Origin of the sequence: Pseudoduganella albidiflava, assembly GCF_004322755.1 — a bacterium.
Lineage (GTDB): Bacteria > Pseudomonadota > Gammaproteobacteria > Burkholderiales > Burkholderiaceae_D > Rugamonas > Rugamonas albidiflava.
In genome coordinates this window covers 3,547,132-3,559,033 of record NZ_CP036401.1, presented here as the reverse complement: position 1 = coordinate 3,559,033, position 11,902 = coordinate 3,547,132, and the positions used below count along the sequence as shown (strand labels likewise).

The window sequence follows — 11,902 nt, the reverse complement described above, 5'->3', positions numbered from 1 at the left end:
ATGGACAACCAGACGAGACGACATTGCAACCGACGATCCTCGCCAGCGCGCTGCTGGCCGCCAGCTTCTTCCTTCCCGCGGCCCATGCCGCGACGCCCGCCAAATCCGTACCGATGCCGCCCGGCGTCTGGAGCCCCGACCAGGGCGACGGCACCTACGTCAACCCGATCCTGGCCGGCGATTATTCCGATCCCGACGTGGTGCGGGTCGGCGACGATTTCTATCTGACCGCGTCGAGCTTCACCAACGTGCCGGGCTTGCCGGTGCTGCACTCGAAGGACCTGGTGAACTGGACGTTGATTGGCTACGCGCTGGCACGCAATGTCCCCGACGCGCACCACGCGGTGCCCCGCCATGGCGGCGGCGTGTGGGCACCGGCGATCCGCCACCACGGCGGGCGCTTCCTCATTTACTACCCGGACCCGGACTTCGGCATCTTCATGGTCAGCGCCACCGATCCGAAGGGGCCGTGGACGGCGCCGGTACTGGTCGACGACACGAAGGGCGCGATCGATCCCGCGCCGTTCTGGGACGACGACGGCCAGGCATGGCTGGTGCACGGCTTCGCCGGCTCGCGGGCCGGCTTCAAGAACGTCATCACGCTGAAGAAGATGAGTGCCGACGGCAAGCGCACGCTGGGCGGCGAAAAACGCATCATCGAAGGCGACAAGCTGCCGAAGGTGGCCACGTCGGAGGGCCCGATGCCGTGGTTCACCACCGAGGGGCCGAAGCTGTACAAGCGCAAGGGCTGGTACTACGTGTTCGTGCCATCCGGCTCCGTGAAGGGTGGCTGGCAGGGGGTGTTCCGCGCCCGGGACATCGAGGGGCCGTACGAGGGGCGCAACGTGATGGACCAGGGCGATACGCCGGTCAACGGCCCGCACCAGGGGGCGTGGGTCGACACGCCGGCCGGCGAAGACTGGTTCGTGCATTTCTCGGATGCCGATTCCTACGGCCGGCGCGTGTACCTGCAGCCGATGCGCTGGGGCGCGGATGGCTGGCCGGTGATCGGCGCGCAGCAGGGCAACAAGCCGTACGGCGCGCCGGTCGCGCGCCACCGCAAGCCGAAGGTGGCCGCGCAACCCGTCGCCATCCCCGTCACGAACGATGAATTCGACGACGGCCATCACCTGGGCTGGCAGTGGATGGCCAACCCGGCGGCGGACTGGCTCGATCCGGCGGTGAAGGGCAAGCTGCGCCTGAAAGCCGCGTCGTCGCCGGCCAACCTGTGGGAAGCGGGCCACCTGCTGACGCAGAAGCTGCCGGGCATGGCGTTCTCCGTCACCACCTCGGTGGAACTGAAGCCCGGCGGGCAGCCGGGCGAACGCGCCGGCCTGCTGGCATACGGCTATGACTACGCATGGATCGGCCTGGAAAACACGGCGGCCGGCCAGCGCCTGGTGCAGGTCACCCGCCTGGATGCCGACCTGGCCGTCAACAAGGGCAAGGTGCGGCAGAGTTCCGAGACGGTGCTGGTCGCCCCGGTCGAAGTGAAGGGAACGGTGCACGTGCGCATGGCGTTCAGCCCGGTAGTGGTGCCCGAGCCGGCGCCGGACATGAGCGCGACGCCGGCGCCGCCACCGTACTGGCATTCGATGCTGCGCTCCACGCACGCGAAAGTCACCTTCAGCTACAGCCTCGACGGCGTGAACTTCCAGCCGCTCGGGACGGCCTTCACCACGCAGCCGGGCCGCTGGGTCGGCACCCAGGTGGGGCTGTTCGCGCAGGCGCCCGGCGGCACGCCGTCGAACACGGCCACGCGCGCCGGCTATGCCGAGTTCGATTATTTCCGGTTCAGCCGTTGACGCACCCGCCATGCCACGCGAGGCGTGACATGGCGGACGGCCCGGTGCTTGTCGTGCTTCGCTGCCCTTACTTGACCAGCTTCAGGCGCGCGATGTCGTCCAGCGCCGTGCGCAGATGGTGGCTTTCCGCCTCGGACGTGGCGATCACGTAGCCGCGCGCATAGCGGATCTCGTCGGCCGGGCCGCGCGCCGCCAGCTCGGCCAGCAGCGTGTCCGCCACGGCCAGGTCGTTCAGCAGGCCCAGCTTGTCCTGCAGCGCGGACAGGGCGCCGATGTAGCGCTTCGACGCCTTCGCCGGCAACAGGTCATGGAAGAATTCGGCGGCATAGCGCGCTTTCTTGGCCGCGATGCGCACCCGGTGGCGGGCCGCCGCGTCGTTCTCGTCCAGCGCGGCGATGCGCTTCTTCAGGCGCTGCTGCGCCTTGTGCAGCAGCGGCGCCATCGCCTCGTGCGCGCGCTGGCGCAGCGGCGAATCCTTCGGCATGCCGTCCACGCGCCACTGGCGCCCGTGGAACCAGCCATTCAGTTGCAGGATCAGCTGCGTGTAGCGGGGCTGGCGCAGCGTGGGCAGCAGCGCGCGGTGCAGTTCCCTGGCGCGCAGTTCCGCGCTGGCGACCAGCGAACCCAGTTCGGCGCCCTTGACCCTGGCAAGCGTGGAGCCGGCCAGCACGTCCCAGTCGCGTGCCGCGCCGAGTTCGCCGGACAGCCATTCCAGGCTGTCGCGCACCGGTTCCGGCAGCGGCGCCACTTCCTCGAACATGTCGAGCAGGGCGCGCAGCCGGCGCAGGCCCACGCGCATCTGGTGCAGGCTTTCCACGCTACCTTCGAGCACGCCGGGCACGTTGGCTTCCAGCTGCTGCAGGCAGTTCAGGCCCATGCATTGCAGCGCTTCCTCGAGCCGCATCTTCTTCGCCAGGTGCACGGGCAGCGCCTTCACCGGCGCGGGCAGCCCGCTGTCGAGCAGCGCATAGCCGCGCGCGGCCTTGCTGTCGTTGGCGATCTGCAGCGGGATATCCTGGTGCAGCGACAGGGCCAGCGCGAACAGCGGCGTGGGGTCGCCCCGCTTCAGTTCCAGTTCCAGTTCGCCGATCGGCGCGTTGCGCCCGCCCACGTGGATATCGCCGGCATCGAGCGAGCACTCGACCTGCTGGCCATCGGGCAGCACCAGGTTCCATTGCGTGCGCCGCGTGGTGTTGTTGAACACGGGGCGCAGCGCATTGACGATGTTCGGCGCGCGCAGCAGTTCGGCGATGCGCTTCGGCTTGACCTGGCGCGCCAGGGTCACCGGATCCGGCTCGGGGCCGGCCAGCAGGCACTCCCACTCGCCGCGCTCGTGCAGGCCGGCCGAGCCGCCCTGGGCGGTCTTGACGGTCTGGATCCAGCGGTCGCCGTCGCCGCGCACGCGCAGCGTCAGGCCGTTGCGCCACAGGTCGAGCTGGGGCGTGTCGAAGTAGGTGTCGTTCAGCTGGTGTTCTTCCGGCGTGGCGCCGGCCAGGCCGGCGAGCAGCGCATGGTCGCGCACCCGGTCCAGGTCGCCCTGGGCCACTTTCAGTTTCAGTTCCGTTTCCATTATCTTTTCTCCGCGTAGAGGTGCCGGCGCGGGCCGCCGCTGCCGGCAAGGTCAGAAGGTATCGGTACCGGGGACGAACTTCCGGTACCTGGTGATTTGTACTATACAATTTATACGGTTTACGTGGCGTACTGCTGGGGCAGGCGGGCCGTCATGGGCTTGCGGGGCGGCCGCGTCATGGTGCGGTCACAGTAAAGATTTACCATGCGCAATCTATGCTCTCCCCCCGCTCCCTTGCGCGTCGCGTTTCAGGCTCCCGGCTGTCAAGCTTCGGGCTGTCAAGCTTCCGGCCGTCGCGCTCGTGGCTGCCGGCCGCCTGGCCGTTGCTGGCCGTGCTGGCCTGCGCCGCCTACTGGCTGGTCATGGATGCCCAGCTGCGGCACGACCGCATGCTTGCCGAACGCGACGCCATGCGCGAGGTGCGCTCCTATGCGGAAGCCTACGAGCAGTACCTGACGCGCTCGCTGAGCCAGATGGAACAGGTCGCCGTCCAGCTCAGGCATGCGTGGGAGCAGCCCGGCCAGCTGGACCTGGCGGCGCTGCGCCGCGACGGCATGTTCATCGATGCCGCCTTTGTCGAAGTGGCCATCGTCGATGCCGCGGGCAGGGTGGTGTCGTCGATTCCGCGCCGCGGCCGCGCCGTGCTGGAGGGCGACGACCCGGCCTTGCGCCATCACCGGCAGAACAATTCCAGCGCGCTGCTGATCGGCGCGGTGCCGGGCAAGGTGGACAATCCGGGCGAGAGCGCACAGCGGCAGCGGCAGGTTCGCATGACGCTGCGCCTGGAATCGCCGGACAACGAATTCGCCGGCATGGTATCGCTCGTGATCGGTGCCGACTACCTGACCGCGTTCTACAACGAGCGGGTCCTGGGCCGGCACGGCCTGGTGGCGCTGGTGGCCGACCATGGCGGCGTGCGCCTCGAAGGGCAGGGCGGCGCCGGGCGCGGCTCGCTGTTCAGCATGCCGCCGCCGCTGGCGGGCGGCGACGGCGGCGCGCTGCTGGCCGGTGCGCAATTCACCGATGACGCACCGCGCCTGCTGGCGTGGCACCGTTCCGCGGTCTATCCGGTCGTCGCGGTGGCGGGCAAGACCACGGTCGAGGCGCTGGCTTCCGCCGCGGAAGGCGCCGCCGCGGTGCGCCGGGTCTGGGCCGTGATCTCGGCCGGCATGCTGTTCGCATCGCTGGCGCTGGCGTTCGCCACGAAGCGCCACATGGCACGCCGCGACGCCGAAGAGGAAGTGCGCCTCGCCTACCGCACCGCCACCGAAAACGCCAAGGATGGCTTCTACATGGCGCAGGCCGTGCGCGACACGATCGGCGCGGTGGTCGATTTCGTGGTGGTCGACTGCAACGAGCGGGGCGCCTCGTTCTACGGCGTGGGCCGCGACGATCTGGTGGGCCGGCGTATCTCGCTGATCGAGCGCGAACACGGCGGGCCGATGCTGGACGCCTACCACGCCGCCATGCACGCCGGGATCTACGAGGACGAGCGGCAGATGCCGGCCGGCCGGCGCATGCAGATCACGTGGGGGCGCCGCCGCATCGTACGGGTCGGCAATGGCCTGGCCATCACGCTGCAGGACATCAGCGAGCGCAAGGCCTACGAGAGCGAGCTGCTGTACCTGGCCAACTACGATTCGCTGACCGGCCTGCCCAGCCGGCCATGGGTCAGCCGCTTCGTGCCGCAGGCGATCGGCGAGGCGGCGCAGCGCGACGGCACGCTGGCGCTGCTGCTGGTGGACCTCGACGGCTTCAAGCATGTCAACGAAACGCACGGCCACGACGCCGGCGACGACCTGCTGAAGCAGGCCGCGCTGCGCCTGGGCGGGCTGCTGCGGCCGCAGGATATCGTGGCGCGCCTGGGCGGCGACGAATTCGTGGTGGTGATCTCGCCCGGCGGCGCGGACGAGGAACTGGCCGCGATCGGCGGCCGGGTGGCTGCGGCGCTGTCGCGCCCCTATGACCTGGGTACCGCGCGCTACGCGATCAGCGCCTCGATCGGCATCAGCTGCTACCCGCGCGACGGCGAGGATGCCGCCACGCTGCTCAAGCATGGCGGCATCGCGCTGGCCGCCGCCAAGCGCGAGCACGGCGGCCGCTACCGCTTCTTCGATCCCGACCTGTATATCGCCGCCACGGCGCGCGCCCAGCTGCGCCACAGCCTGCAGGGTGCGCTCGCGGCGCGGCAGTTCGAGCTGTATTACCAGCCGCGCGTGAACCTGGCCACCGGCCGGCTGTGCAGCATGGAAGCGCTGCTGCGCTGGCGCCACCCGGAGCTGGGCATGGTGCCGCCGGCGAAGTTCATCCCCATCGCCGAAGAGTGCGGGCTGATCGGCCCGATCGGGCAATTCGTCATCGAGGAGGCGTGCCGGCAGATGGCGCTGTGGCGCGGCGCCGGACTGGCCGTGGTGCCGGTGTCGATCAACGTGTCGGCCCACCAGTTCGGCCATGGCGGCGTGCATGCCCACCTGGCGATGCACCTGGCCCGGCACCACCTGGCCGGCGCCATGCTGGAAGTCGAGATCACCGAATCGGCCATGTTCGCCGAGGGCGTGGACGTGCAGGGCGAGCTGGCGGCCTTGCGCGGCCTTGGCGTGCGGCTGCATGTCGACGACTTCGGTACCGGCTATTCGTCGCTGGCCCAGCTGCAGCGGCTGAACATGGATGTGCTGAAGATCGACCGCGCCTTCACCTCGGAGCTGACGGTGTCGCCGGAAGGGCGGGTGCTGTTCCAGGCCATCGTGTCGATGGCGAAGGCGCTCGACATGGCGGTGGTGGCGGAAGGCGTGGAAACGGCCGGCCAGCTGGCCGAGCTGATCGCGCTGGGCTGCGACGAAGGGCAGGGCTACCTGTTCGCCGCGCCCCTTCCGGCCCGCCAGGCGGCGGGATTGCTGGCACGGCCGCAACTGATGTCGGTACTGGCCGGTCCAGAGGAACTTGCAGTGCAAGCAACGCAAGTTGCAAATTAATATTTTCGTCATGGCCTCGTCACAATTTCTTCATAGAATGATTCGAGTCCATTTCGAATCGCCATGACCGAAACTTTCAACCCGTCGCGCCATTCCCTGCCGCGCTTCCGGCCCGCCACCGCGGCCGACCTGTGCGTCGCCACCCCGAGCGTTCCCGCCGATGCCAGCAACGGCGACGTGCTGGCGCTGTTCACCGAGCGGCGCGAGCTGATGACGCTGCCCGTGGTCGAGGATGGCCGCCCCATCGGCCTGATCAGCCGCAACATCTTCATGTCGCAGATGTCCAAGCCGTTCTACCAGGAGCTGTACGGGCGCAAGAGCTGCATCGCCTTCATGGACAAGTCGCCGCTGGTGGTGGAGGCCGGGCTGTCGATCGAGGCGCTGACCTTCCGCGCCGTGGAATCGGGCGAGAAGGCGCTGGCCGACGGCTTCATCATCACGCGCGGCGGCCAGCTGCAGGGCGTGGGCTTCGGCCTGCAGCTGATGAACGTGGTGGCCAACATGCAGGCCGAACGCAATCGCCAGATCATGCACAGCATCGAGTACGCCAGCGTGATCCAGCGGGCCATGCTGCGCGCCTCGGACGACGCGCTGGCCGAGGCGCTGCCCGATGCGGCGCTGGTCTGGCAGCCGCGCGACGTGGTCGGCGGCGACTTCTACCATGTGGCCCGCCATGCCGGCGGCTGGTGCGCCGTGATCGCCGACTGTACCGGCCATGGCGTGCCGGGCGCGTTCATGACGCTGATCGCCTCGTCGCTGCTGGCGCAGGCCCTGCAGGGCTGCGGACCGCGCGATCCGGCCGCGCTGCTGGCCGAACTCAATCGCGGCGTGAAGGACATGCTGGGCCAGCACGCCGGCGGCCGCCATGGTGGCGGTGCATCGCTGTCGAACGACGGCCTGGATGCGGCGGCGCTGTGGTTCGACGACACCACGCGGCAATTGTCTTACGCCGGGGCACGCCTGCCGCTGTTCGTGCTGGCGCCCGGCGAGGAAGCCTGCCGTGTCCTCGATGCCGGCCGCACCGGCATCGGCTATGCCGAGACCCCGGCGGCGCACGGCTGGCCTGTCCAGACCATGCATCTGCCGCCGGGCAGCCTGCTGTTCGCCTGCACCGATGGCCTGTTCGACCAGATCGGCGGCGAACGCGAGATCTCGTTCGGCAAGCGCCGCGTGCAGCAGCTGCTGCTGGAGCACCGCGACAGCAGTGCCGCCGCGCTGGCGGCGCTGCTGGCCGATGCGCTGGCGCGCTGGCAGGGCGGGCAGCCGCGCCGCGACGATGTCACGTATTTCTGCTGCAGGCCATGAACGGCCTGCCCGCCACCGATTTCACCGCCAACGGAGCGATACCCTTGCAATACCAACAGTTCCAGGAATTCTGGCGTGCCGCGAGCGAGCGCCAGGTCATCTTCTTCTATGCCGGCTATTTTTCTCAGCACGTGGTCAGCGCGATCGCCGAGACCATCCGGGCGCGCCTGGATGCCGCCGGAACCGCCGGCCCGACCAGCCGCCGGATCTTCTCCGCCTTCGTGGAAATGTCGCAGAACATCATGCATTATTCGGCCGACGCGCTGACGCCGGCCGAACAGCCGGACCGCCAGATCCGCGGCGGCGCCTTCTGCATCGGCGTGTGCGGCGAGCGCTTCCACCTGCTGTGCGCCAATCCTGTGGCCAGCGAGCGGGTCGAGGCGATCCGTGCCCGCATCGAGCCGCTGTGCGCGATGACGGTCGATGAAATCCGCTCCGCCTACCGCACCGCGCTGCGCCAGGCCGCGCCGGAAGACAGCAAGGGCGCCGGCCTGGGACTGCTGACCATGGCGCGCGACGCCAGCGCGCCGCTGGCCTTCCACTTCCTGCCCGACAGCACCGATGCCGGCCGTACCGTGTTCTGCATCGCCGCCACCATCTGACATTGAGCCCACCATGGAACCGTTCTTCCTTCCCGCATCGCCCACCTCGCCCGAGGTCTCGTTCGAATTCGCCCGCCACCACCTGTCGATCCGCGGCGAATCGTATCCGGAGAATGCCGCCGCCTTCTACGGCCCCGTGATCGACCGGCTGCGCAGCTACCTGGCGCTGTGCGACGGCCAGGCGATCGACGTGCATGTGGCGCTGGCCTATTTCAACAGTTCGAGCACGAAGATGCTGTTCGCGATCTTCGAGGCGCTGAACGACGCGGCCATCTTCGGCAACGAGGTGCGCCTGCACTGGTACCGCGACGAGGAAGACGACACGATCCAGGAATTCGGCCAGGAATTGCGGGACGATTTTTCCTCGCTGGAGTTCGTCGATTGCGTGCTGCCGGCAGGGCACGCATGACGGTGATGGAACAGCCGGACCTGTTCGCCGCCGAATCCCAGGCCCTGGTGCGCGCCCGGCAAGCCTTCGCCAGCGACGCGGCCGGCGCCGACCACCGCGGCGTGCTCGGCGAACTGATCGCGCACTACGAACGCCTGATGCGGGAAACCCGCCGGCTGATCGGGCGCAGCGACCGGGCCGAGCGCGACATGCAGCAGATGAACCGCGCCTTGCACCAGCTCGCGCTGCAGTTGCAGCACCGCGCCACGCACGATCCGCTGACCGGCGTGCTCAACCGGGGCGCGCTGATCGAGTACGCGGGTGGCGTGCTGCGGGGCGAACCGGCCGTACTGCTGGTGCTCGACATCGATCACTTCAAGGGCATCAACGACGATTTCGGCCACCCGGCCGGCGATGCGGTGATCTGCGCCGTGGTCGACTGCCTGAAGGCGCTGGTGCCGGCACCCGCCGCGATCGGCCGCGTGGGCGGGGAAGAATTCTCGATCGTGTGGCCGGCACTGGCGCCGTGCCAGGCGGCAGGGGTGGCGCAGCGGCTGTGCGACGCGGTGCGCGCGCTGCGGCACGCCGGCCCCGTGGACCGGGTTGTCACCGCCAGCATCGGTGCCGGCTGGTTCGCCCGCGGCACGGCGTTCGAGGCGGCGTATGGCAGGGCCGACGCGGCCTTGTACCGGGCGAAGCGCGAGGGCCGCGACTGCGTGCGGCTGGACGCGGACTGAGCCGCGCCGCCGGCGCCCCTCAAGCCGGCGGCATGTGCCGGATGTCGCTCATACTGGTAACGCTCGCTGCCGGTTGAGGTCCGCGCTAGCCGAGGTTCATGCCGGCCGTGCGCGCCGGGCGGCGTCTTCCGGCGCCAGCACCCTGGCGATCACGTCATCGGGTAGCTGCTCGCGCCGCAGCAACTGTTCCGCGCGGTCGCGGCCAAGCTGGTTCGCGATCGTGATCGCGGCCTCCACGATGGCCGCCTTGACCGTATTCCGGCGGCGGCCGGAGCTGCCATAGAAAATATTGTTCAGGTCGGGCGGCTGCGGGGCTGCGGGAGCACGTCCGCCGCTTCCGTCGCTTCCGCCGCTAGCGGCGCGGCGGTGTCCTGGTCGAGGCGGATAGTCTCGCCCGCAAGCACCCGTTCGATCACCGGTTCGGGAATGTTTTCGGCGCTCAGGTAGGCCCGCGCATCGTCGGGGCCGAGCATCTCCCGGAAAACCATGGCGATCCCGACTTTCTGGGCAGTCAGCTGGTCTTTGCGGATTTCTTTCATGGCTCAGTTTGCTTTGTGGGGCTGCTTGAGTGGTTGCGGCTGGTGAGGTTGGCGGCCCGCCCGATGCAGCACGCGGCGGCCTGCCGGCCGGGGCCGCCCGCATGCCTGCAAGCCTAACCTTTGTGACGCTGCTTGAAAAGGGAAGTAACGTTTCGTGCGCGCAAATTCGTCGGCTGGAGCGAGCGCCGGCGCGGCGCCGGCCTGCCGCGCAGAACATGCGGATGGGCAATGGAGCGCCCCCCCGAGGGTTATTACCGTAGACTTTTTGGCATGGACAAAACACCGGAATCATACGAGACCAGCAACGGACCAGTTTCCGTACCCGTGATGCGCGAGGAAATCGACGTCACCACCCGTGTCGTCGACACTGGCCGCGGCGTGCGTGTCACCCGCAACGTCACCGAGCAGCCAGCGGAAATCCACGAGCAGCTGTGGCACGAAGAGCTCGACGTGCAGCGTGTCGCCGTCGACCGCGTGGTGGCGGAAGCGCCGCCTTCGCGCTACGAAGGCGACGTGCTGGTGGTTCCGGTGCTCGAAGAGATCCTGGTCATCGAAAAACGCTACCGCATCAAGGAGGAACTTCGCATCACCCGGGTACGCAAGCAGCAGGAATATCGGGAAACCGTGCCGTTACGGGTCGAGGACGTGCAGGTCGAAACGTTCGACGACACCCGGCCGGACGGTGTTCCGCCACGAAACCAAGCCACTTGAAACAAGGAGATTGCCATCATGAGCCACACGCTAGCAGCCGTATTCGACAACCGCGCCGATGCCGAACGGGCACGGGATGAACTGGTCAGCTCGGGCATCGGGTCCGGCTCGATCAACCTCAGCACCAGCACCTCGTCCACCGCCGACGCCAGCAGCACCTCCACCTCCACCAGCAGCTACAGCAGCTCCAGCAGTTCCAGCACCAGCGGCGAGCACTCGATCGGCGACAGCATCAAGAACTTCTTCGGCAACATGTTCGGCGACGACGACGACGACCGCCACGTCTATGGCGAAGCGGTCAACCGCGGCAACGTGGTGCTGACCGTGACGGCCGCCACGCAGGACGAAGTGGAACAGGCCGCCGACATCGTCGAGCGCTTCGGCCCGATCGATATCGACGAACACCGCACCCAATGGGAAGCGAGCGGCTGGAACCTGCCGACCTCGCGCAGCGGCGGCGCCCTGCTGGGCGCTTCGCAGCAAAGCTCCTCGCTGCAGGACAACAACCTGCAGGGCACCACGGTATCGGGCACCCAGGGTCTGAACGTATCCGGCACCCAAGGCTCGGTGCAGGGCTACAGCGAATCCGGTTCGCTGCAGCGCGCCGAAACCCTGGCTGACACCGAATCCCAGGTGATCCCGGTGATGCAGGAAGAGCTGAAAGTGGGCAAGCGGATGGTGCAGCGCGGCGGCGTGCGCATCTACCAGCGCCTGGTGGAAACGCCGGTGCAGGAAAGCGTGAGCCTGCGCGAAGAGCACGTCAACGTGGAACGCCGTCCGGTGGATCGCCCGATCGATCCGTCGCAGGTGGGCGCGTTCCAGGAAACCTCGTTCGAGCTGCGTGAAAACGCCGAGGAGGCCGTCGTGCAGAAAACCGCCCGCGTGGTCGAGGAAGTGCTGGTCGGCAAGGAAGTCTCGCAGCGCACCGACCAGATCAGCGACACCGTGCGCCATACCGAGGTGGATGTCGAGCAGCTGGGCAGCACCGACGATGAAGACTACTATCGCAGCCACTGGACCAGCAATTTCGCTTCCGCCGGTGGCACATACGACGATTACGCGCCGGCCTATCGCTACGGCTCGTCGATGCGCAGCAACTACAGCGGCCGCTCGTGGGACGAGTCGGAATCCGGCCTGCGCAGCAGCTGGGAATCGCGTTATCCCGAATCCACCTGGGAAAAGGTGAAGGCCGCCGTGCGCCACGGCTGGGAACGCATCACGCAGTAAGGTCGCCACGTTACACCGTGAGACTGTAACGTTGTAACAGGTCCGC

General features: G+C 68.3%; 11 protein-coding genes. 8 read left to right on the top strand and 3 right to left on the bottom strand.

The features are described 5' to 3' along the window. The first annotated feature begins 23 nt into the window (after positions 1-23). Complete coding sequence (locus EYF70_RS14730) at positions 24-1,805, top strand: glycoside hydrolase family 43 protein (RefSeq protein WP_218943786.1); 1,782 nt, start codon at positions 24-26, stop codon at positions 1,803-1,805. Positions 1,806-1,872: 67 nt separating this feature from the next. Here the strand turns inward: EYF70_RS14730 and EYF70_RS14725 are convergent, their stop codons facing one another. Further along, a complete protein-coding gene (locus tag EYF70_RS14725; RefSeq protein WP_131146085.1) occupies positions 1,873-3,375 on the bottom strand; it encodes a CYTH and CHAD domain-containing protein in 1,503 nt (500 codons plus the stop codon). 215 nt (positions 3,376-3,590) lie between these two features. Here EYF70_RS14725 and EYF70_RS14720 point away from each other — a divergent pair, with 215 nt between their 5' ends. From EYF70_RS14720 to EYF70_RS14700, 5 genes are all read left to right on the top strand, one after another. Beyond that, positions 3,591-6,347 (top strand): bifunctional diguanylate cyclase/phosphodiesterase, encoded by a 2,757-nt coding sequence (locus tag EYF70_RS14720; RefSeq protein WP_131146084.1) that lies wholly within the window; start codon positions 3,591-3,593, stop codon positions 6,345-6,347. Positions 6,348-6,410: 63 nt separating this feature from the next. Beyond that, positions 6,411-7,652: a SpoIIE family protein phosphatase gene (locus EYF70_RS14715; protein ID WP_131146083.1), complete on the top strand. Its 1,242-nt coding sequence runs from the start codon at positions 6,411-6,413 to the stop codon at positions 7,650-7,652. Beyond that, complete coding sequence (locus tag EYF70_RS14710) at positions 7,649-8,254, top strand: SiaB family protein kinase (RefSeq protein ID WP_218943785.1); 606 nt, start codon at positions 7,649-7,651, stop codon at positions 8,252-8,254. The genes EYF70_RS14715 and EYF70_RS14710 overlap by 4 nt, the downstream gene beginning before the upstream one ends. A gap of 13 nt (positions 8,255-8,267) precedes the next feature. Then, on the top strand, positions 8,268-8,663 hold the full coding sequence (locus tag EYF70_RS14705) for a DUF1987 domain-containing protein (RefSeq protein WP_131146082.1): 396 nt from the start codon (positions 8,268-8,270) through the stop codon (positions 8,661-8,663). Between the two features lie 5 nt (positions 8,664-8,668). Next, positions 8,669-9,379, top strand: coding sequence for a GGDEF domain-containing protein (locus EYF70_RS14700; RefSeq protein WP_218943813.1), 711 nt, complete (start codon positions 8,669-8,671; stop codon positions 9,377-9,379). Between the two features lie 96 nt (positions 9,380-9,475). On the opposite strand, the gene EYF70_RS31090 is transcribed toward EYF70_RS14700, so the two are convergent. Then, the gene (locus tag EYF70_RS31090; protein WP_165497669.1) at positions 9,476-9,616 is read right to left on the bottom strand and encodes a hypothetical protein; all 141 of its coding nucleotides are present in this window, start codon (positions 9,614-9,616) and stop codon (positions 9,476-9,478) included. Positions 9,617-9,672: 56 nt separating this feature from the next. Then, the gene (locus EYF70_RS14695) at positions 9,673-9,918 is read right to left on the bottom strand and encodes a hypothetical protein (RefSeq protein ID WP_131146080.1); all 246 of its coding nucleotides are present in this window, start codon (positions 9,916-9,918) and stop codon (positions 9,673-9,675) included. A gap of 270 nt (positions 9,919-10,188) precedes the next feature. On the opposite strand from EYF70_RS14695, the gene EYF70_RS14690 reads away from it, so the two are divergent. Further along, positions 10,189-10,629 (top strand): YsnF/AvaK domain-containing protein, encoded by a 441-nt coding sequence (locus tag EYF70_RS14690; RefSeq protein ID WP_131146079.1) that lies wholly within the window; start codon positions 10,189-10,191, stop codon positions 10,627-10,629. A gap of 18 nt (positions 10,630-10,647) precedes the next feature. Beyond that, on the top strand, positions 10,648-11,856 hold the full coding sequence (locus tag EYF70_RS14685) for a YsnF/AvaK domain-containing protein (RefSeq protein WP_131146078.1): 1,209 nt from the start codon (positions 10,648-10,650) through the stop codon (positions 11,854-11,856). Positions 11,857-11,902: the final 46 nt, after the last annotated feature.